The organism is Allobosea sp. 2RAB26 (genome assembly GCF_052115465.1).
GTDB lineage: Bacteria > Pseudomonadota > Alphaproteobacteria > Rhizobiales > Beijerinckiaceae > Allobosea.
The window spans coordinates 1-22437 of record NZ_JBFRGS010000012.1 but is presented as its reverse complement, the minus strand read 5'-3'; the positions used below and the strand labels follow the sequence as shown (position 1 = coordinate 22437).

17 protein-coding genes and 1 tRNA gene are annotated in these 22437 nt (G+C 63.8%); 13 read left to right on the top strand and 5 right to left on the bottom strand.

From position 1 onward, the window contains the following. Window positions 1-121 precede the first annotated feature (121 nt). The 4 genes from AB4118_RS22050 (at window position 122) to AB4118_RS22035 (ending at window position 3482) form a co-directional block, all read left to right on the top strand. Window positions 122-811: a pentapeptide repeat-containing protein gene (locus AB4118_RS22050; RefSeq protein ID WP_441491765.1), complete on the top strand. Its 690-nt coding sequence runs from the start codon at window positions 122-124 to the stop codon at window positions 809-811. A gap of 143 nt (window positions 812-954) precedes the next feature. Then, a complete protein-coding gene (locus AB4118_RS22045; RefSeq protein WP_441491764.1) occupies window positions 955-1287 on the top strand; it encodes an SMR family transporter in 333 nt (110 codons plus the stop codon). A gap of 204 nt (window positions 1288-1491) precedes the next feature. Next, a complete protein-coding gene (locus AB4118_RS22040) occupies window positions 1492-2316 on the top strand; it encodes an LssY C-terminal domain-containing protein (protein WP_441491763.1) in 825 nt (274 codons plus the stop codon). Between the two features lie 89 nt (window positions 2317-2405). Next, on the top strand, window positions 2406-3482 hold the full coding sequence (locus AB4118_RS22035; RefSeq protein WP_441491762.1) for an AI-2E family transporter: 1077 nt from the start codon (window positions 2406-2408) through the stop codon (window positions 3480-3482). Between the two features lie 388 nt (window positions 3483-3870). On the opposite strand, the gene AB4118_RS22030 is transcribed toward AB4118_RS22035, so the two are convergent. Together AB4118_RS22030 and AB4118_RS22025 are read right to left on the bottom strand one after the other, a co-directional pair. Next, complete coding sequence (locus AB4118_RS22030) at window positions 3871-4083, bottom strand: hypothetical protein (protein WP_441491761.1); 213 nt, start codon at window positions 4081-4083, stop codon at window positions 3871-3873. 187 nt (window positions 4084-4270) lie between these two features. Further along, window positions 4271-4360, bottom strand: a tRNA-Ser gene (locus tag AB4118_RS22025). Window positions 4361-4994: 634 nt separating this feature from the next. On the opposite strand from AB4118_RS22025, the gene AB4118_RS22020 reads away from it, so the two are divergent. Genes AB4118_RS22020 through AB4118_RS21990 form a run of 7 tightly spaced genes read left to right on the top strand, consistent with a single transcriptional unit; the run spans window position 4995 to window position 12242 of the window. After that, a complete protein-coding gene (locus AB4118_RS22020; RefSeq protein WP_441491760.1) occupies window positions 4995-6047 on the top strand; it encodes a septal ring lytic transglycosylase RlpA family protein in 1053 nt (350 codons plus the stop codon). Window positions 6048-6096: 49 nt separating this feature from the next. After that, window positions 6097-7308, top strand: coding sequence for a D-alanyl-D-alanine carboxypeptidase family protein (locus tag AB4118_RS22015; RefSeq protein ID WP_441491759.1), 1212 nt, complete (start codon window positions 6097-6099; stop codon window positions 7306-7308). A 12-nt stretch (window positions 7309-7320) separates the two neighbouring features. After that, complete coding sequence (tmk, locus tag AB4118_RS22010; RefSeq protein WP_441491758.1) at window positions 7321-7971, top strand: dTMP kinase; 651 nt, start codon at window positions 7321-7323, stop codon at window positions 7969-7971. Then, complete coding sequence (locus AB4118_RS22005) at window positions 7971-9041, top strand: DNA polymerase III subunit delta' (RefSeq protein WP_441491757.1); 1071 nt, start codon at window positions 7971-7973, stop codon at window positions 9039-9041. Before tmk ends, AB4118_RS22005 begins: the two co-directional genes overlap by 1 nt. 23 nt (window positions 9042-9064) lie before the next feature. Further along, window positions 9065-10624 carry a methionine--tRNA ligase gene (gene metG / locus AB4118_RS22000; protein ID WP_441491756.1) on the top strand — a complete coding sequence of 520 codons (1560 nt, stop codon included), beginning with the start codon at window positions 9065-9067 and terminating at the stop codon, window positions 10622-10624. Further along, a complete protein-coding gene (locus tag AB4118_RS21995) occupies window positions 10624-11424 on the top strand; it encodes a TatD family hydrolase (RefSeq protein ID WP_441491755.1) in 801 nt (266 codons plus the stop codon). Before metG ends, AB4118_RS21995 begins: the two co-directional genes overlap by 1 nt. A 14-nt stretch (window positions 11425-11438) precedes the next feature. After that, a complete protein-coding gene (locus tag AB4118_RS21990; protein ID WP_441491754.1) occupies window positions 11439-12242 on the top strand; it encodes an MBL fold metallo-hydrolase in 804 nt (267 codons plus the stop codon). A gap of 34 nt (window positions 12243-12276) precedes the next feature. On the opposite strand, the gene AB4118_RS21985 is transcribed toward AB4118_RS21990, so the two are convergent. Beyond that, window positions 12277-12912, bottom strand: a complete 636-nt coding sequence (locus AB4118_RS21985; RefSeq protein WP_441491753.1) for an isochorismatase family protein — start codon at window positions 12910-12912, stop codon at window positions 12277-12279. A 140-nt stretch (window positions 12913-13052) separates the two neighbouring features. Here AB4118_RS21985 and AB4118_RS21980 point away from each other — a divergent pair, with 140 nt between their 5' ends. Beyond that, entirely contained in the window at window positions 13053-13697 is a 645-nt protein-coding gene (locus AB4118_RS21980; protein WP_441491752.1) for a TetR/AcrR family transcriptional regulator, read from the top strand. Between the two features lie 28 nt (window positions 13698-13725). On the opposite strand, the gene AB4118_RS21975 is transcribed toward AB4118_RS21980, so the two are convergent. Next, window positions 13726-14373, bottom strand: coding sequence for a response regulator (locus tag AB4118_RS21975; RefSeq protein WP_441491751.1), 648 nt, complete (start codon window positions 14371-14373; stop codon window positions 13726-13728). Continuing rightward, window positions 14366-15844, bottom strand: coding sequence for a sensor histidine kinase (locus AB4118_RS21970; protein WP_441491750.1), 1479 nt, complete (start codon window positions 15842-15844; stop codon window positions 14366-14368). Before AB4118_RS21970 ends, AB4118_RS21975 begins: the two co-directional genes overlap by 8 nt. Before the next feature lie 402 nt (window positions 15845-16246). Here AB4118_RS21970 and AB4118_RS21965 point away from each other — a divergent pair. Continuing rightward, the coding region (locus tag AB4118_RS21965; protein ID WP_441491749.1) for a peroxidase family protein at window positions 16247-22437 on the top strand (6191 nt) is incomplete at its 3' end.

Sequence of the window (22437 nt, the reverse complement as noted above, 5' to 3'; positions counted from 1 at the left end):
TGTTCTGCCTGGCTCGCGAGCATCACCATCGGGGAGGGCGGCGACCCCAGAAGCAAGGGAGTGCGACCGCCCACGAAGGTGCTGAAATTGATCATCCGCCGGCCAGTTGCTACGGGAGCGCATGCCTGATGATCCCATTCAGACCGTCGCGGAGCGGACCCTGCAGCGAGCCGATGTGGCAGCTCTCTCTGAGCTGCGCATACCGCACCATGTGATCGCGTGCGATCTTGATGAAGTGGACCTGTCGGGGCTCGATCTGTCGGGTTGGCTCTTCGAACGGTGCAGCCTCAAGCGCGCGAAGCTGAGAGGTGCGAAACTCGAGCGGGTGCAATGGCTCGGCTGTCGGGCGGCCTTCGCAGATTTCATGGGGGCCGATCTATCGGACGGCCGGGTTCAGTTCGGCGATTTCAACAACGCCGTTCTGCGCCGGACGACACTGGTCTCGGCGTCCTTCGCGGGCTGCAAATTGACTGGCGCGGATTTGTCCGAAGCAAGGGCATTGGACTGCCGGTTCGAGGAGGTCCTGCTCGTCAGCGCGAAGCTGCCATCGTTCAGCTTCCGCAAGACCACGCTCAGGAAAATCGATTTCAGCCAGTCGGACCTGAGGAAATGCGATTTCCGGGATGCTGTCTTCGAGGACTGCAGTCTGATGGATGCGGCACTGAACGGCTCGCGCTTCGAGGGGGCTGATCTTCGTGGCGCCGATCTGGGCGGACTGAGGCTGGTTGACGCCACGCTCTTTCGCGGCGCCACGATCTCTCGCCAGCAGGCTGGCCAGCTGCTCGCGGAACTGGGCTTGAAGGTGCGCTAGGGGGCAGCCTGCGTGGGGCATCTCGGGGAATTGTCGCCCTAACGTCCCTGGGTACACGGCGCCAGCGCCTCGGCGTGGGCTGCTGCGGGCCTCCCTTCGATCGGGAGCCTTGAGAGCGTCACACAAGGATGTTTAGGCGGGGTATGAACGCCTATCTTACCCTTGCCGTTGCCATCGTCGCCGAGGTCATCGCCACCTCGGCTCTCAAAGCGTCGGAGGGGTTTTCAAAACTGGGGCCCACGGCCGTCGTTGCTGTCGGATATGGCGTCGCGTTCTACTTCCTTTCGCTCACCTTGAGGAGCATGCCTGTCGGGATCGCCTATGCCGTCTGGTCGGGCGCAGGTATCGTCCTGATCTCGGCGGTGGGGTGGTTTGCGTTCGGCCAGAAGCTCGATCTCTGGGCGGTGGTCGGAATGGGCCTGATCGTGACGGGCGTCCTGGTCGTGAACGTCCTCTCCTCCTCAGGCGGGCATTGAGCGCTTCTGCAGCCTGGCTAATTTCGCGCCCTGGCGCGCGGCCATAGCGCCAATACCAAGCATCCACTAGTATAGGGGGCAACGGGACCACCGGTTTGCCGCCCGCAAACAGTGCCGTCACTTATGTGGTTGTGTTCGGATGCCAAAATCCCCACGATAAGCAGCGATCGCGATTTCACCCAGCACCAGACGGGACCGAGAACGTTGAGACTGCTCGCGCGCCTCTTTCAGAGATTCCTCGTTCTCTGCCTGGGCGTCGTCAGCGTTTGGCTGATCGTCTTCGTCATTTTCGATACGGCAGACCACAGGCTGCCATGGATCCTGGCGGCAAGCCTGACCTACGGTCTGGCTGCCTATGTCATTCTGCCAAACGTGGTTCGAATGGGCCTGAAGGTTCTTCACCGCAGATTGATCCCCCGATACACGATCACCGGAGATGGTCTGCCCGGAGACCCTGTAAACCTCGTCCTCATCGGCACTCTTCAACAACTGCGCGATGCGTTTGCAGCAGCGGGCTGGTCGACGGCCGATCGCTTGGGGATAGCCAGCTCCTGGCGAATGATACGAGCGTTTCTGCTGAACTCGACCTATCCGACCGCTCCTTTCAGCACCCTCTATCTCTTTGGACGCAGGCAGGACATCGGCTTCCAGGAGCCCATCGACAACAGCCCGCGCAAGCGCCATCACATCCGCTTCTGGGCGCTGAGCCTCGCCCATTCCGAGGACGATATGACGGGAGCGAGCTTCTGGTTGAATACCGATAAGCCAGCGACCGACCGGCCTGTGTTATGGGTCGGCGCTGGTACCCGGGACACTGGGCTATCTCTGACCCGGCTGACGTTCCAGGTGACCCATGCGACCGATTCCGACACGAATGCGGAGCGCAACTACATAGTCGCTCAGTTGAAGGCAAAGCAGATGATCGGTGATGTCGTATTGCATCAATCCGGTGCACGTTTGCAGACCGGAAAGGTCAACCACTACATTACCGATGGCGAGATCGCCTTCGCCAGCCTGATCGTGAACTGAACGGAGCGCTGCGCTCTCGCCGCTTTCCCCTGGGGCGGGCGCAACGAAGCCGGCAATCGAGTTCGAAACCGCATGTGCGCAGAACGTCGATGAGGATCGCGCAACCAGCCAAGTTCTGGATTGCGGTTTCAGTGGTCGCCTTGGTTGCGCTGGTGCTGTTGCGCCAAATCCTGCTGCCGTTTGTGGTCGGCGCTTTGCTGGCCTATCTGCTCGTCCCGGTGGTCGACAGAATGGAACGGTTCGGCATGAATCGTTCCCTTGCAGCTCTGACCGTCTTCTTGCCGCTGGTTGCGGGCTTCATTGCCTTTCTCCTGGTGATGCTCCCGGCCATCATTGGCGAATTCCGATTTTTCGTTGAGGAATTCCCCCGCTACCTCACGCGGCTCCAGTCGCTCGTGAGCGATGCGAGCGGCCCCTGGCTGCACAATGTCATGGGCGGCGAACTCCACCTCGAGCAATCCCCCGCCGATCTCGCCAAGTCGATGGGTAGCAGTTGGCTCGACAGCTTCCTTCGCTCGTTATGGTCAAGTGGGCTGGCCCTGGTTTCCCTTCTCTCGCTGCTCGTGGTGACGCCGATCATCGCCATCTATCTCGCCATCGACTGGCACCGCATGATGGCGGCGGTCGATGGCTGGTTTACCCCGGCGTATCGCGACGATGCTCGGGCGCTGGCGCGCGAAATCCACGATACGATCGCTGGCTTCGTGCGCGGCCAGGTGGTCATCTGCTTCGTTCTGGCCGTGCTTTATGCATCAGCCCTGAAAGTGGTCGGGCTCAACCATGCCATTGTGATCGGGCTCACCGCCGGTCTCATCAGTTTTGTTCCCTATTTCGGCGCGGCGACGGGGTTCTTCGTGGCGGCCTGCGTTGCCCTGGCCCAGTTCTGGCCGAATTGGGTGCCTGTCGCTGTCGTGGGCGGCATCTTCATCGTCGGAGAAATGCTTGCCGATTATGTGCTGTCACCGCGCCTCATCGGCCGTCGGGTCAACCTCAACCCGGTCTGGATGATGTTCGCGCTGTTCGCCTTTGGATGGCTGTTCGGCTTCATCGGCGTGCTGCTGGCGATACCACTTGCGGCATCGCTGGGTGTGATCCTGCGTTTCGCGTGGCGGCGGTCTCTGGCAAGCTCGGGGCAGCAGGCCCCAGACAGGCCTGGCTCAGAATGACGAGAAGGCCGGGACAGGATCGATAAGCGGCGTGGCCTGTCGCCGAGGATGACAGCGAACCGGGCCTGTCCCATTTGGACCAATCGCGCGGCGCGATTTTCCGCGCCTTCTTCAAGCGTTCCTGGACGACGAAGCGGAGTTTCAGTGCTGGGCGAAGGCCGCAGCCAAACACGATGCCGGGCGTTCGACGGCTTAGGCCCATGGCCAGCATCCGCAGCGACAGTCAATAATGCCGTCTGCAACCCGACATCTTGACCGCACTGCGACGGCGGACAGGAGACGCCGCTGCATGCGCACATGCAGCGGGAACGGATTTACGGTCAGGCCACAGGTTTGGGCTGAAATCGAGCGCGCCGCCAACGTGGGATACATGGCGGGGCAAGCCCGCTTACATCCATTGAACGATCATCCCAGGCCCTAGCTGGTGAATGTCGATCTCCGCATCGCTCAGGCGGCGCTGCAGCTTCAGTTTGAAGTTGGGCAACAAGGCCGAATGATTGGCCAATAGTGCGACGGCGGCCTCGCCTGATTCTGCTGCGACGAAGAAGACCTGGCGGGCGCTGTCGCCCTCCGATGTCACTTCGATCTGGAATGCCTTCAAATCCATGGACGCCCACCCCTGCCTCGCTGCCGAGGCGGTAGCACGCTCCTCAACTCGCAGCCACCGACCGACGCTCCGATCTTTGCATCGCTATGTATGGCTGGGGCGAATTGGGATGAAAATTAGAGCCGCAAGGGAGAGCGCATTTCGCTATGCGTTACAGCAAGGAACGGCTGGCAAGCATAAGTGGCGGAAGGGGTGGGATTCGAACCCACGGTGGGCTTGCACCCACGGCGGTTTTCAAGACCGCTGCCTTAAACCACTCGGCCACCCTTCCGGTTGGCCTGTCATTGCCGGGTGCGAGGCGTTTTTGCAAGTGCGATGACGTCAGGCCAAAATGAGTTCCCCGTTGCAGCGTCCGGATCAGCCCGCCACGAGCAGGTGAGAGCAGGTGAGTCGGGCTTGAGGCCCCCGGCAGGCCGGGCCCCGGTCTGCCCTGAACCGGCTGATTGTGGGGCGGATCTGTCGGAGCTCTGCTTTCAAGCCGCCTTGACGGGGTTTTGCTCGCTGAAAGGGCCGTTTTCAACCTAAATCGCGGCCGCGAGCAACAAAATGACGGCGTTGCATTGTGGCAACTCCTGTCTGAAAAATGGCGGCGGAATGGTCGCGGGTTGACACTTGCCGCATTTCGGACACCTTTGTGCCCGCTCAAGGGCATCCTAGATGCCGGATCGGGGCATTCGCGCTCGGCGAGTCGCCCGTTTAACGATCCCTTTACAGGATTGACCGAAAACTTCGGCTTCGCCGCAGGATGCGGCTTGGCCGGGCGATGGCTTTCGGCACAACGACGGACGACCATAATGATGCGAGGCGCAAGCTCTTCGGCTCCGGCATTGGCCCATGTGGTAACCGACTCGGACAGAGCTTCCGCTTCCTCTCCCCTTGCTCTTCGTGCCGCGCGACTTGGTTGCGTGGCGCTCGCAGGTCTCCTCCTTGCCAATTGCGCGAATGATCAGGTTGCGCGCCGCAAGTCGAAGGAGATTGGCGCATTCCCCTCATCGAAATACGGCCCCGCCAGCCCCCGGGTTGTCGCGGACGGCCAGCCCGTTCCGAAGGGCGGCGGCCGCGAACTCGTCGGCAAGTCCTATTCCGTCGCGGGCAAGCGCTATACGCCTTATGAGAAGCCGGTCGGCTACACCGCAGTGGGCACCGCGTCCTGGTATGGCGAGGCCTTCCATGGCCGCCGCACCGCCAATGGCGAGGTCTATGACCGCGAAGGCATCAGCGCCGCGCACCCGACCATGCCGCTGCCGGCCTATGCCCGGGTCACCAACCTCCTGAACAACCGCTCGATCATCGTCCGCGTCAATGATCGTGGCCCTTACCATGGCGGCCGCGTCATGGACGTGTCGCAGAAGACGGCCGACGCGCTGGCCTTCCGCCATCTCGGCACGGCTCGTATCAAGCTCGAATATCTCGGCCAGGCCTCGCTTGGCGGCTCCGACGACCGGCTTCTGCTCGCAACCCTGCGAACGGATGGTATGCCGGCTTCGATTCCCGGCACCAGCGCCCCGACCATGGTCGCGAGCAACGCCGCGGTTGCCACCAACCGCACGGCGAGCCCGGATCTCGAGGACCCGCGCGACGAGCAGGCTCGCCAGCCTGTCGCCGAGGCCCCGGCGGCTCCGCAGCCGGTCGTGCAGGCCTATGCGCCGCAACCCGTCCGCACCATCGCGCCAGGCACTCCTGTCGCCGCAACGCTGGTTTCGACCTCGTCGAGTGCCGGCATCCCGGTCCGCGGCGCTCCGCTACCGCCGAACCGTCCCTTCGACCTCGACACCATCGCTAATGCTGCGACCCCGGTTCTGCTCCGCCCAGCCGTCCTGCCGCCACGGCCGCCGGCATTGCGCACCGCCAGCCTGTTCGCCGCTCCCGAGCGCGCCCCGGCCGAGCGTTTCGCGCGCAATAACCCGCTGGCACGGGATCTGGTTCCGCAGACATTGCGGCCATTATCCCGCAATTGACGCGTATCGGGCTTGACCGGCTGAGCCCCGCTCTGCTTCAGATCGGGGCATGAACCCGCCCCGCCATCGCAATTCGATCGCTACGAGATTTGCGGCCGCCACACGCGCGGCGCTGGCGGCTCTCTTTGTCCTGGCGGCTTCGGCTCCCGCGCTGGCCCAGAGCTTCCAGTCGCTCGCTCCACACGCGATTCTGCTCGATTCGGCCACCGGCGCGGTGCTTTACGAGAAAGCCGCGGACGAGTTCATGGTCCCGGCGAGCCTTGCCAAGCTTGCGACTGTCCTGGTGGCATTCCAGGAAATCGCGCAGGGCCGGCTCACCCTCGACAGCGAGATCGGCATTTCCGAGAACGCCTGGCGCAAGGGCGGCGGCATTTCCGGTGGCTCGACGATGTTCGCGTTGGTCCATAGCCGCATCAAGCTCTCCGACATCCTGCAGGGCATCATCGTCCAATCCGGCAATGACGCCTCAATTGCGCTCGCCGAGGCGATCGCCGGAGATGAGGCGAATTTCGCGCGGTTGATGACCGAGCGGGTGCGTGCGCTCGGCCTGACCAAATCGGTCTTCCGCAATGCGACCGGCATGGGCGACCCCGAGCAGAAGGTCACCGCGCGCGAATTGGCGCGGCTGGCGGATCACATCATCAAGACCTACCCGGAGCTCTACAAAATCTTCGGGCAACGCGAGTTTACCTGGAACAAGATCAGGCAGCAGAACCGCAATCCGCTGCTGACCATGGATATTGGCGCGGACGGCCTGAAGACCGGCAATATCGATGAAGCCGGGTTCGGCCTGGTCGGTTCGGCGGTGCAGAAGGGGCAACGGCTGATCGTCGTGGTGAACGGGCTGAAGTCGGGCCGCGACCGTGCGCAGGAAGCGCGCAAGCTGCTCGAATGGGGCTTCCGCTCGTTCGAACCCCGCCAGCTCTTCGCGGATGGCGAGATCGTCGGGGAGGCCAGCGTCTACGGCGGAGCCAAGGGGCGGGTCGGGCTCAAGGCCAAGGGGCCGGTGAGCCTGCTGCTGCCGCGCGGCAGCAGCGACCGGTTGAGCGCGCGCATCACCTATCGCGGGCCGCTGACCGTTCCCGTCCAGGAGGGCGCCGAGGTCGGGCGGCTCCTCGTCACGCGCGGCGAAATAAAGACGCTGGACATTCCACTCTATGCGGCCGAGACGGTCGAAGCCGGCAGCCTGCAGAGCCGCGCGCTCGATGCGCTGATGGAGGCTGCCACTGGCTGGGTGCGCAAGGCGCTCGGCAGGACCTGAGCGGCACGTGTCATGACAAAGGGACGTTTCATCACGCTTGAGGGCGGAGAGGGGGCCGGCAAGTCGACGCTGGCGCGGGCGCTCGCCACGCAGCTCGAGGCCGCGGGCATCCGTTCGGAGTTGACGCGCGAACCCGGTGGTTCGCCCAAGGCGGAAGCCATTCGCGAAGCCATTCTGTCCGGCCGGGTGAAGCATCATGGGCCCTTTATCGAAGCGCTGATGTTCTCGGCCGCCAGAATCGACCATATCGACCAGCGCATCCGGCCGGCACTTGCGCGGGGCGAGTGGGTGATCTGCGACCGTTTCATCGATTCGACGCGGGTCTACCAGGGCACGCTTGGGCGCATCGATCCCAAGCTGCTGGCGGAACTGGAACAGGTCACCATCGACGGCCTTACGCCGGATCTGACGCTGATCCTCGACCTCGACCCCAGGGTCGGCCTCGCTCGCGCCGCCCGTCGGCGGGCGCCCGGCGAGGGCAAGGACCGCTTCGAGGGCGAGGCGCTCGCCTTCCATCGCAGCTTGCGCGCGGCCTATCTCGCAATCGCCGAAGCCGAACCGGCGCGCTGCTCGGTGCTTGATGCGACGCTCGCTCCGGAGGATCTGGCCCAGGCCGCCTGGGCGGTCGTGCGCGAGCGCCTGCCGCTGAACCAGGACGCCTGATGCGCGAGAGCAGCAACGAACCGGACCGCCTTCCCAATGCGCCGCATCCGCGCGAGACGCTGGCGCTCGTCGGACATGCGCGCCAGGAGCGGAGTTTCCTGGATGCGCTGCGCTCGGAGCGCCTGCATCACGCCTGGCTTCTCGGCGGTCCCGAAGGCATCGGCAAGGCGAGCTTTGCCTATCGTGCGGCGCGCTTCCTGCTGGCTTCGGGCGATCCGCTGGCGCGCGCCGGCTCGGTGGAAAGCCTGGCGATGCCGGAAGAGGATCCGGCGACGCGGCGCGTGATGGCCCAGTCGCATCCCGACCTGCATCTGCTGCGGCGAACGGTGAAGCCGGACGGCAAGGGCGTGACCAGCAATATCCCAGTCGATTCCGTCCGCCGCGTCATCGACCGGTTCGGAACGAGCGCGGCCGAAGGCGGTTGGCGTGTCTGCATCGTCGACAGTGCCGAGGACATGGATCGCTCCAGTGCCAATGCGCTGCTGAAACTGCTCGAGGAGCCGCCGCCGCGCGCCCTTTTCCTGATCGTTGCCCATGCGCCCGGACGGGCGCTGCCGACCATCCGCTCGCGCTGTCGGCTGCTGACATTCGATGCGCTGGACGTAGGCGCGGTCGCCGAGGCCGGCCGGCTGGCGCTCGAACGGATGGGATCGCCCTTCGACGCCTCCGCATTGATGCGCGCCGCAGCACTCGCGGACGGTTCCGTACGGCGTGCCCTGACCTATGTCTCCCCGGAGACGCTGGCGCTGGTCGAGGCCGTCAGGGCGCGTCTCGATGCCTTGCCGGGCGTCGATCTCACCGCGCTGCTCGCGCTGGCGGAAGACGTCGCGGGCCGCGCCGGCGAGAGTGATTTCGCGATCATGATCGACACCATTCAGAGCTGGTTCGCCGCGCATCTCCATGCGCATGCCCATGCCGGCGCGGCTCGCCTTGCACCGCTGGCGGAGGTATGGGAGAAGCTGGGTCGCGCGGCCCGCGAGGTGGAAACCTACAATCTCGACCGCCGGCCGCTCGTGATCTCTATGTTTCATGATCTGTCGGAGGCTGTTCGCCGGTCGCGCGCAGCTTGAAAGCGAACCGTCCGGACTGAACGATGGCCCAGGCCCCGAAATTCTATCTGACCACCGCCATTCACTACACGAATGGCCCGCCGCATATCGGACACGCCTATGAGATGGTGGCCTCGGACGCGATTGCGCGTTTCAAGCGGCTGGACGGCTATGACGTCTTCGCCATGACCGGCACAGACGAGCACGGCCAGAAGGTGCAGCGCACCGCCGGGCAGAACGGGCTCGACGCGAAATCCTATGTCGATCAGGTGGCCCAGCGCTTCCAGGAGATGGAACAGACGCTCGGCTGTTCCTTTGACCGGTTCATCCGCACCACCGATCCGGACCACCTGCCGTCGACCCATGAGCTCTGGCGGCGCATGGAGCAGGCCGGCGACATCTACCTTGCCAAATATTCCGGCTGGTACTCCGTGCGTGACGAGGCCTTCTACGGCGAGGAGGAAACCACCCTCCTGCCGGATGGCACGCGGCTCGGCGGGCAGGGCACTCCTGTCGAATGGGTCGAGGAGGAGAGCTATTTCTTCCGCCTGAAATCCTTCCAGGAGCGGCTACTGAAGCTCTACGAGGACGTGCCGGATTTCATCTCGCCGGCGACGCGCAAGAACGAGATCGTCAGCTTCGTGAAGGGCGGTCTCGAGGATCTTTCGATCAGCCGTACCACCTTCGACTGGGGCCTGCCGGTCCCCGGTGACCCGAAGCATGTGATGTATGTCTGGGTCGACGCGCTCAATAATTACGTCACCGGCTGCGGCTTCCCCGACGAGACCAATCCGCGCTGGCACTATTGGCCCGCCGATGTGCACATCATCGGCAAGGACATCGTGCGCTTTCATACGGTTTACTGGCCGGCTTTCCTGATGTCGGCCGGGCTGCCGCTGCCGAAGCGCGTCTTCGGCCATGGCTTCCTGCTCTCCAAGGGCGAGAAGATGTCGAAATCGCTCGGCAATGTCGTCGATCCATTCGGCCTCGCCGAGACCTATGGCGTCGACCAGCTGCGCTATTTCTTCCTGCGCGAGGTCTCTTTCGGCCAGGACGGCAACTACAGCCACGAGGCCATCATCGGGCGCATCAATGCCGATCTTGCCAATGACCTCGGCAATCTGGCCCAACGTTCTCTCTCGATGATCGCAAAGAACTGCGATGGCACGGTGCCGGTGCAAGGCGCATTGAACGAGGGCGACGAGGCCATGCTCGCTCTTGCCGATGGCGCGCTCGCCAAGGCACGGGCAGCGATGCAGGATTTTGCCCTGCACGTCGTGCTCGCGGAGATCTGGGCGCTGGTGGCGGAGGCAAACCGCTATTTCGCGGCCAATGAACCCTGGCGGCTGAGCAAATCGGATCCCGCCAGGCGCGACACCGTGCTCTATGTCACGGCGGAAGTGCTGCGCCAGGTCGCGATTCTGACGCAACCGGTGATTCCGAGCGCGGCCGGCAAGCTGCTCGACCTGCTTGCAGTCGGCGCGGAGGCCCGCAGCTTCGCGAGCCTGGGCGAAGCCGGGCGTCTTGCCTGCGGCACAGTTCTGCCTGCACCGAGCGCGATCTTCCCGCGCTATGTCGAGCCCGATACCGGGCAGGTGGCCTGATGTTGATCGATACCCATTGCCATCTCGACTTTCCGGATTTCGCCGAGGATCTCGCGGCCTATGTCGCGCGGGCCGAGGCGGCAGGGGTCTCGCGGATGGTGACGATCTCGACACGGGTTTCGCGCTTCGGGACCTATGCTGGGATCGCCGAACGCTTCGCATCGGTGTGGTGCACCGTCGGCACGCATCCGCACGGCGCGCATGAAGAGCTCGACGTCACAGCCGACCAGCTTGCCAGGCTGGCAGAGCACCCGCGCTGTGTTGCAATTGGCGAGGCCGGGCTCGACTATCACTACGACAAGAGTCCGCGCGATGCGCAGGCGCAGGGGCTGCGCGCGCACATTGCCGCAGCGCGCATGACCAGGCTTCCGCTCGTCATCCACGCTCGCCAGGCCGACGAGGACATGATCGCGATCCTGCGTGAAGAGACGGAGACGGGCGCTTTCCCGGCCATCCTGCACTGCTTCACGGCAGGCCCGGAACTGGCACGGGTCGGCGTCGAGCTCGGACTCTACGTGTCCTTCTCCGGGATTCTGACCTTCAAGACCTCGGAGGATCTGCGCCAGATTGCGCGCGATATCCCGATTGATCGGCTTCTGGTCGAGACCGATGCGCCCTATCTCGCCCCGGTCCCGTTCAGGGGAAAGCGCAACGAACCGTCTTACGTCGTTGAAACGGCGAAGACTCTCGCCGACGTGAAGGGAGTCTCCTTCGACGAGATCTCGCGCGTCACGACGGAGAATGCGCGACGCTGCTATTGGAAGATGGATCACGCGGCGCCTGTGGCGCAGGTCGCCTGAGCAGCACGCCCAAGATGGCCCTGACGATCACGATCCTCGGCTGCGGTTCTTCTGGAGGCGTACCCCGGCCGGGCTCGGGCTGGGGGGCCTGCGATCCGAAGAACCCGAAGAACCGGCGTCGACGCTGCTCGATCCTTGTCGAGCGCAATGGCGGCAACGGGACGACCAGCCTGATCGTCGATACCACGCCGGATCTGCGCGAGCAGTTGATCGATGCCGAGGTCAAGCATCTCGATGCGGTGCTCTTCACTCACGACCATGCCGACCACACCCATGGCATCGACGATATGCGGGCGCTGGTGCTGCATATGCGCAAGCGGATTCCGGTCTATGCGGACCCGGTAACGGCTGCGACCTTGCGGACGCGCTTCGGCTACATCTTTGAGACGCCGCCCGGCAGCCTCTATCCGCCGATCCTCGAGATGCAGTCGATGCTGGCCGGCGAACCGCTGACGATCGAGGGGGCAGGGGGCGGAATTTGCGCGCGCCCCATCGCGCTGGAGCACGGGCCGGGTTACGAGGCCCTCGGTTTCCGCTTCGCCGATCTCGGCTATGTACCTGATGTCAGCCTGATGCCGCCCGAGACCAAGGCCGCCCTGGCCGGCCTCGACGTGCTGATCCTCGACTGCTTGCGCGAGACGCCGCACCCGAGCCATTTCAGCCTGTCGCAGGCGCTGGAGGCAATCGCCGAACTCGCCCCCAGACGCGCGGTGCTGACCAATCTCCATATCGACCTGGACTATGAGAACCTGTCCAAGCGTTTGCCTGCGGGCATTGCTGTCGCCTTCGACGGCATGAGCCTGACGGTCGACGGCTGAGGCGAGAAGAGGGCGCCCCGCCCCCGGTTCGGCCTCAGGCAGCGTTCTGGTGGTGCCATTCGTCCAGATAGGCCAGCACGGTCTTCACGTCCGACACATCGACATAGCGGCGGCCGAGATCGCGCAGATTGTCCCTGTGTGGCTGCTCCTCGATATCCCCGACGCAGTCCTCAGGCACGATGGTGCGGTAGCGATAGCTGAAGGAATCGATCGAGGTCGCGCGAATGCAGCCGCTGGTGTTGCAGCCGGTGACGATCACGGTATCGACGCGTTCCTTGGTGAAATAATCGCTGACACCGGTATTGAAGAAGATCGACGGACCCTTCTTGCACACGGTCAGATCATAGGACGCATCATAGATGCGTGGATCATGGGCGACGCTCGGATGGTCGTGCAGGAAGGTCTCGCGCACGGCCGTGATCTTCCAATAGGGCATTTCCCGCTCGTTCATATAGGCGGTGTTGCAGTTAGCGACCGGCACATTGTAACGGCGCGCGACCTCGAGCAGAGTTGCGGTGTTCTCGAGGGCACGCATGACCAGCGGTGCACCGCCCAGCGGATACTGCGGATCGGTAAAGCCCTTCTGGAAATCGACCACGACAATGCCAGGCTTCCTGCCGAACCCGACCGGGATCTCGCCATAGCTGCGGTTCTGGTAATCGTCGCTCATCGCGGCTCTCCCTGCTTGCTGGCATGTTGTCGAGGTCATCCTTGATTGCACTAAAAAAACAAGCAAGATTGTTTTTCTAATACTGTATCGCCGAACGCCGGCGAGGCGAGGGCGGCCATGTCGAGCCCGAGGAGGAGAAGGTGAGCAAGGCAGAGCGGCAGCAGCAGATGCGCAGCATCATGACGCGCGAGCGGCTGATCCAGTCGACGCTCGATGAGATCTTCGAGGTCGGCTATCACGCCGCCACCACCCAGGAGATCGCCGCCCGGGCCAATGTCTCGCGGGGCGCCTTGCTGCATCATTTCCCAGCGCGGGCCGACATCGTCCTCGCCGCCATGGAGGAACTGCTCGAGGACGGCACTCGGCAGATCAGGGCCGTGGCCGACGAGGTCCAAAGCGGCAAGATCTCGCTCGAGGGATTCGTCGAGTTCCTGTGGCAGCTCTTCTCGGGCCGGTTCTTCTATCTCTCGCTGGAGATGATCACCGAGGCACGCAACGATCCGGAGCTGTGCGAACGGATGATTCCGGTGGTGAAGCGCTTCCATCAGGCGCTCGACGGCATTTGGTCGGAGTTTTGCGACCCGCAGAAGCGCCCGCCGCAGCAAGCGCGCATCATCCTCAATCTGACGCTTTGCCTGGTTCGCGGCATGGGCGTCCAGACGGTTCTGCGTCCAGACCCAGGCTATTACCGCGAACTCATCGAGGCCTGGAAGGCATTGCTGCCGCAGCTCATTGACGGCCCGACCGGGGATCTCATCTTCGCGGGAGAAAACGGCTCGAGGTGACCAGCGAAGGATCAGCGCTGCGACGACGCTAATCCTGGAGGTGCTTTTGCGCGATCAGCGCGGCTTCGACCCGGCTCTTGAGGCCGAGCTTTGCGAGAATGTTCGAGACGTGAAACTTGGTGGTCTGGATTTGCACCCCCGTCGCCTCGGCGATCTCACGATTGCTGAAGCCGCGCCCGAGCAGGCGCAGCGTGCGGTTTTCCTTCGCTGAAAGCGCTCCGATCTTGGTGATGACGGGGTCGACCTCCTGCTGCCCTCGCATCGCGCTCAGCAGGCGCACGGCCATGTTGGGAGGGACATAGGATTCGCCCCCTGTGATTGCCCTGACGATCGCGATCAGATCCATGGCCGGGACGCCCTTCAAGGCATAGCCCGACGCGCCGGCGTCCAGCGCCTGCAGCACGACGTCTTCTTCCTCCGAGACCGTCAGCATGACCACTTTCACCTGCGGCCATGTCTGGTGAATCCGTCGCGCCGCGGCAATTCCGCCGCCAGGCATCGACACATCGAGCAAGGCGACCTGCGGGGAGAGCCTTCCCACAAGCTCGAAGGCTTCGTCGGCCGACGCACCTTCGCCGACCACCTCCAGGTCACCGCTTCCCGAAAAGATCTGCACCAGACCCGCGCGGAAGATCGCGTGATCGTCCACGACAACGATGGATTTTCGTTCACGCAACGAGCAGCCCTCCACTGAGGTCCAGGGTCATCTTGAGCAGATTGCCGCCGTCACCGAGGCGGCGTTTCGTCAATGTTCCGCCAAGGCTCTCGACCCGTTCCTGCAGGCCGTAGAGCCCAATGCCCGCGCCGGGAAGGTCTTTCTCCGCAGACGAAGAGTCGCCTCCGCTGTCGGCCACCGAGACATTCAGGAGCGTTCCGTCCATCCAGCTCCGCACGTCCTGACCTGTTGCCCCGCCATGGCGATAGGCATTGTTGAGCCCTTCCTGGACGAAACGGAAGACGCAGATCCTGACGGCATGCGACACCGGCTGAGGCAGCTCGGTGGTGGCGAGCGCTACGGATGTTCGCGTGCGGGCTTCGTGTGCCCGCACAGCCCGCTCGATAACCATATGGAGCGACAGGTCGGCGATCTCGGGAAGGACAAGCCCCTTGGAGATGCTCCTGATCTCGCGCATCGCCTCGTCGAGCGCCGACTGCATGGTCAGCAGGGAGCGATCGCGCGGGGCCTTGCTTCTGGCGTTGCGCGCGTCCTCGATCTTCAGGATGGAGAAGCTGATCAACTGGGCGGGGCCATCATGGAGATCCGCGCCGATCCCGCGGATGAACTGCTCGTTCAGCTCCGCGACCCGCGCCGAGGCGCGCTGCAGCCGGTCGGACAACTGCCGGTTCTCGAGCAGCAGCTGTTCGGTCTCTTCGACGCGCCGCTCAAGGGCCTTCCTTTGTGTCTCGATGGTTCGGCTCCCGCGATGGACGATGCCGAACAGGGCGAGCATGATCGCCGCCGTAACCGCGGCAATGACCAGCCAGCTGCTCCGTCTGAGCGCTGCAAGCTCCTCCCGGAAGGGCTCGGCCTGCTCGTGGATTTCTGCAACGGCAATGATGCGTGAAGAGCCTTCCAGCCGGATCGGGCTGTAGATTTCGAGATAGCGGGTCCTGATGCCCCGAATCACATGCTCGCCTGCACGAGGGTCGGCATGGTCGGCCGTGACCTCGCCCGTCAGCGCCCGCAACAGGCCGTTGGGGCGGTCGAACTGATGGCCGATGATCTGGGGGGTGTTGGAGTAGGCCACGACCCCATCCGGCGTCCAGACCTCGAAATAGGGAAAGCGGCGCTTCACGGCCTCGTCGGCGAACAACTGGTCGAGCCGTGCGATCGCCCCCGCCGACAAGCTCTGGGAGGTGGCAAGCTCCTGAACGGCCGGAGCAACCAGACTCTGCATGAACAAAGCGGTCGAGGCTGCCTTGCTTCTGATCGCCTCACGAGAAACCAGCTCGGTGATCAGATAGCCGGCCACGAGCATGGCGATCTGCATGACGAGGCCACCGGCGATCAGGAACTGCACCGACAGCGTCGCGCGTCGTGGCGTGGCCTTCCCGGCGGGTACGTGCTGCAACGGCACGCCCGTGATCACGTCACTGCTCTCGAAGTCCTGAACCGGCTTCAGCATATCGCCCGTCGACGTCTCCACGCAGAGATTAGCTCAAACTGATGACTGTGAGATCACCATCTGGCAGCGCGATCCATCAGTATTGCAAGCGAAACCGGCCAAGCGGCCCGGATCACTTCCGCAGTGAACGAAAACTGGTCGAAGGTCTAGTAAGCCAGCTCGCCCCCAGATGCGTCAGCATCGGTTCAAAGGTCGTCGCGGTGCCACGCCCGTAAGTCGCCGAATATTGGCCGACCTTATCTTCTTCAAATCGACCCCACACCCAGCAATCCTTTTGCATAACGAAGCGTAATCGGGCGGTTCGTCGGAAATGCCGCACGCAAGGGCGCTCACAGTCCTTCATGCGTCTCAACGACAGACGCTCGGTGCGGCAGAAGCAATTCTTGGGTCTTAACGCAGCACCGTGGGCGGAGCGAGGGTATCATGAAGCTCAATACGCACGACCTTGAGTTCATCCTGAAGCAGATCAAGATCGCCGAGGCCCATACGGCCGGGACGCCCTTGACCGAGCTGGTCGATAATCCGCTGGTGCCCTACGGGCTACGCACGGTCGACGGCACCTACAACAACATCATCCCGGGCAGGGAATGGGTCGGGTCGTCCGACCAGACCATGCCGCGCCTGCTCGATCCGGTCTTTCGCCCGGCAGAGAATGGGCCTGGCGGGACACCGACGAGCTACCAGCAGACCTCCGGGAATGTCTACGACTCCCAGCCTCGTGTGATCTCGAACCTGATTTCGGATCAGACGATCGGCAATCCCGCCACGATCATTTCCGCGCTGACCAATCTTGGGCACGAGGACCCCTATCTGTTCCTGCAGGCGCACGCGTCTGTCTATGAAGCTGCCGTGTTGGCCTACGAGGAATGGGAGACGGCTGACCGCGGCCTCGCGCAGGCGAACGCCAATCTTGCGCTTGCGCAACGCGCAATCGGACCAGCGCAGGGTCAGGTCGCTGTGGCACAGGCAGCTTTCGATCTGGCGGTTGCAGAGGGAGGGGATACCGGCGCGGCACTGGCTGCGCTCGCCAGCGCGCAGGCAAGTCTCGCCACGGCTGTAGGCAATGCCACCGCTGCCGCGGCGGCCGTCGGCGTCGCAACCGCGACGCTAGCGGCCGAAGTGCAGCAGAAGCAGGTCGCCTACGACGCAATGACGGACGCGCTCGACGTCACGATGCAGGGGGACACCGTCCTTATCCCGAACGTCGCGCCCGATCTGGGCGACACCGCTCCGTTCAACGGGTTCTTCACGCTGTTCGGCCAGTTCTTCGATCATGGGCTTGATCTGGTCAGCAAGGGCGGGAACGGCACGGTCTATATCCCGCTCCAGCCCGACGATCCGCTCTACGTCGCCGGTAGCCCGACCAATTTCATGGTGCTGACGCGCGCGCAGAACCAGCCGGGCGTCGACGGTGTGGTGGGTACCGCCGATGACGTGCGTGAGCATAACAACGAGACGACTCCCTGGATCGATCTGAATCAGGTCTACACCTCGAATCCGTCCCACCAGGTCTTCCTGCGGGAATACGCCATGCTGGACGGCAAGCCCGTCGCGACCGGGCGCATGCTGGAGGGGGCGAATGGCGGCCCTCCGACCTGGGCCGACGTCAAGGAACAGGCTGCGTCCAAGCTCGGCATCCTGCTGACCGATGCGGACGTCCTGCGCGTTCCGGCGATCCTGACCGACCTCTATGGCGAGTTCATTCGTGGAGCTGACGGCTTTCCGCAGCTGGTCACGACCGGGGGCCCGGTGGAAGGCGATCCTGGCGCGCTGGCCGCGGCATCGGGCGCCATGTCGGCCGGCCGCGCCTTCCTGAATGATATTGCCCACACCGCGGTGCCGGGCGGCCTGGTCGATCATGACCGAAACCCGGCAACTGCGCCCATTCTCGTGCTTGCCGACGATGATACCGTTGCCGGAAACCAGATCGCTCTCAACCAGTTCGGGATTGCGACGACCTATGACGACGAACTTCTCAATGCTCACTTCATCGTCGGCGATGGTCGCGGCAACGAGAATATCGGCCTGACCTCGGTCCATCATACTTTCCACCACGAGCACAATCAGCGCATCGACCAGATCAAGACGCAGTTGCTGACAGGCGAGGGGGCAGACGTCGCGTTCCTGAATGAGTGGCTGCTGACCGATGTCACGGCGATGCCGACATCGCAGGCCGAGATCGATGCGCTGGTCTGGGATGGCGAGCGTCTGTTCCAGGCCGGCCGGTTCTCGACGGAGATGGTTTACCAGCATCTCGTCTTCGAGGAGTTCGCGCGTGCCATTGCACCCGATGTCGATCCCTTCGTGTTCTCCAACACGACGGTGATCGATGCCGGGATCGTCGCCGAATTCGCCCATGTCGTCTATCGCTTCGGGCATTCGATGCTCACCGACACGATCGACATGTTCAAGCTCGATGCGAACGGCAATCCCGTCGCATCGGACATTGCGCTGTTCGACGCCTTCCTGAATCCGATTGCCTTCAATGCTGCCGGCACGACGGCCGAGGCTGCGGCTGCGGCGATCCTGACCGGCATGACCCGCCAGGTCGGCAACGAGATCGACGAGCACATCACCGATGCGCTGCGCAACAATCTGGTCGGCTTGCCGCTCGACCTCGGCGCGCTCAACATAGCGCGCGCTCGCGATACCGGCATTCCCTCGCTCAATGAGGCCCGCCGCCAGTTCTACGAGGACACGCATGACAGCCGCGTGAAGCCTTACGAGAGCTGGTACGATTTCGCGCTTTCGATGAAGAACCCAGCCTCGCTGATCAACTTCATCGCGGCCTATGGCACGCATTCCTCCTTGCTCGGCAACCTGACGCTCGAACAGAAGCGGGATGCCGCAACCCTGCTGGTCATGGGCGGGGCCAATGCGCCGGCCGATCGCATCGCGTTCCTGAACGGGACAGGCGCTTGGGCCAATGCCGCCAATGGCGCGACCATCACCGGCCTCGACGCGGTCGATTTCTGGATCGGCGGGCTCGCCGAGAAGAAGATGGCCTTCGGCGCGATGCTGGGGTCGAGCTTCACCTATGTCTTCGAATATCAGATGGAGCAATTGCAGGCCGGCGACCGGTTCTACTATCTCAGCCGGACCCAGGGCCTGAACCTTCTGAACGAGCTGGAGGCGGATTCCTTCGCGCAGCTTCTGATGCGCAACACGGACGCTGGTGACAACGGCGCGCCGCATATCAATGGCGCGGCCTTCCAGACGGCCACCTACATCCTCGAGATGGACCCGACCAAGCAGATCACGGGCCTGGGTCTCAACGGCAAGGCGGACCCGACGCATACCAATCCGGTGCTCCAGGCCATCAGCCCGATGGTCATCCGCGACAATCCGGCGACGCCGGGGGCCGACAATAACTATCTCCGCTATACGGGCGTCGATCACGTCGTCCTCGGTGGCACGACCGGGAACGACATCCTGATCGGTGGCGAGGGTGACGATACGCTCTGGGGCGGGGCGGGCGATGACCGTCTCGAGGGCGGCTACGGCGTCGACCATCTGCACGGCGGAGCCGGCAACGACATCATCACGGACAGCGGCACGGATATCGGCGCGGCCGATGTCATCCATGGCGACGAGGGCGATGACGTCATCACCCCCGGTAACGGCCTCGATCTGGTCTTCGGGGGCGACGGCAGCGACTTCATCTATGGCGGTACGGAGGGCAAAACCGTCTCGGGTGGCGAGGGCAACGACTTCATCCGCGGCGGAACGGGAGGCAGCTTCCTGGCCGGCAACGAGGGCGACGACTGGATCGAGGGCGGGGACAGCTTCGACACCCTCGCCGGCGAAAACTCCGAGCTGTTCTTCAACTCGACGATCATCGGCCATGACGTGCTCAACGGCCGCGGCAACGACAATGATTACGACGCCGAGTCGGGCGACGACATCATGATCCAAGGCGAAGGCGTCGAACGCAATAACGGCATGGCCGGGTTCGACTGGGCGATCCACAAGGGCCACAACGAGGCCGCCGACTCCGACATGGGCATGACCATCTTCCAGAACCAGCAGGACAACATCCTGCGCGATCGGTTCGACCTGGTGGAGGGCCTGTCGGGCTGGAAATACAACGACAAGCTGACCGGGCGCGAAGTCGTCATGGGCGCCTTCGACGAAAACGGCAATGCGACGCAGGTCGACCCCGGTGCGCCTCTCGACTCCTATTCGAGCGCGCTGCTTGAGAAGAACCTCTCGCTGATCGCGGGACTGGAGCGGCTGGTCGCGCATCTCGACCGGACGACTGTGACGGTTGCCGGCAAGACCGAAACCATCGTCATGGACACCTCCGACGCCTCCGACATCCTGCTGGGCGGCGGCGGCAGCGATCTGATCGAAGGCAAGGCCGGCAACGATATCATCGACGGCGACTCCTGGCTTAACGTGCGGATCAGCATCCGCGATGACCAGGGCAATGAACTCGCAACGGTCGACACGCTGTCGGACACGATCACCAATGCGGACCCGTCGGTTGCGCATTGGAACGGGCGGACTCTTCCAGAACTGATGCTCTCCCGTGAGATCATACCAAATCAGCTCAACATCGTTCGCGAAATCCTCGACGGAAACCAGGCCGGCGATATCGACACTGCGGCTTACTGGGATGTCGCGGCCAATTACCTGATCAGCCGCAATGAGGATGGCAGTGTCACTGTCACGCATGTCACCCAGTCCGCAGCGGTGATCGATCCGACCACGGGGCGGGCGCGCCAGTCTGACGGAACCGACCGGCTGTTCAATATCGAGGCGCTGAAGTTCGCGGACCAGACCGTCAGCCTCAACCGGCTCGTGACCGGGGCGCTGACCATCACGGGCACCGAGAACGTGCTGACCGCGGACACCTCTGGTCTCAGCGATGCCGACGGCCTCGGCACCTTCAGCTATGCTTGGCAATCCTCGACGGATGGTGGCGTCACCTGGAACACGATCGCTGGCGCAGCATCTGCCAGTCTGACCGTCTCGGCCGCCCTCACGGGCCAGTTGATCCGGAGCGTCGTGAGCTATGTCGATGCTCGCGGTTTCGCGGAGTTCGCAATCTCCGATGTGACGGCGAAGGTCGGCAGCAACACCAATGGCGCGGTGGTCGAGGTCATCAACGGAACCGCCGACGCCAACCTGCTCAATGGTCGCGGCGGCATCGATACGATCAACGGGCTGGCCGGCAACGACATCATCAATGCCGGGGCCGGGGCCGACACGGTCGATGGCGGGGATGGCAACGACACGATCGATGGCGGTGCGGGCAATGACGTGCTCTCTGGCGGAGCCGGGAACGACACGATCATCGGTGGCGCCGGAAACGACACCCTGACTGGCGGCGCCGGCAACGACACGCTCGACGGCGGCGACGGCGTGGCCGACGTCGCGGTCTATGCCGGCCCGATCACCGACTACGACATCGCGCTGGATGCGACCGGCCGTATCGTGGTGACGGGCGCGACCGAGGGCACCGACACGATCACGGGTGTCGAGCGCTTCTCGTTCGGCGGAACGACTTATACCCAGGTCGTTACCGGCACGAACGGTGCCGACGCGGCCCTTCTCGGCGGAGCGGGAGCTCAGCTCATGCTCGGCTTTGCCGGCAATGACACGATCATCGGTGGCGCCGGAAACGATGCCATCCATGCCGGGGCGGGCGACGATATCATCGCCTGGGCCGTCGGCGATGGCCGCGATATCGTCAATGGCGGGACCGAAGGTTCCGTCGGCGACACCTTCTCGATCACCGGAGCGGTCGGCGCCGAGACATTCCGCGTCTATACCCGCGCCGCCGCCGCCGGCGTTGGCGGGATCGGCTATACCGGAACGGCGGAGATCGTGATCACCCGAAGCGTCGGGGCCGGGGCGGCGACGATCATCGCCGAACTGACCGAGATCGAGGAGATCGTGATCAACGGCGCGCCCGCATCGCCTCCAGGCGGTCCGGTGAACACCACCATCGCCGGCGACACGATCCAGGTCTTTGGTGATTTCACCCAGACCAGCCTCAACCTGAACACCATCACGATCGATGGCACGAGCGGCAACGACACGATCGACATCTCGGCGCTGAGCTCTGCGCATCGCATCGTCTTCAGGTCAAACGGTGGCAATGACACGATCATTGGCTCGCTTCGGGCTCAGGACGTCATCGAGCTGCCGGATGGCGCGACGCTGGCAGACTACGAGGCGACCGATAATGGCGACGGCACGACGACCCTGTCGAATGGCAGCCACTCGATCACCTTCACCGGGGAGATGCCGGTCATCGATGATGGCGACGACGACGACGACGATGATGATGACGATGACGATGACGGCGCCGGAGATGGCGACGACGACGACGATTGCGGCTGTGACGACGACGATGATGATGACGGGGCTGGCACGCCGGCTCCGGGTCCGGGGACGGCTCCCGGGACGCATGTCGGGACGGCTCTGGGCGATGTCCTGATCGGGGCAGCGGGGGCGGACAACCTGATCGGCCAGGGCGGCGACGATGTCCTGATCGGTGCGGGCGGCGACGACACGATCTCGGCCGGCGACGGCAACGACTTCGTCGATGCCGGGGAGGGCCGTGACGTGGTCTTCGGCGGGGCCGGCGACGACGTGCTGCTCGG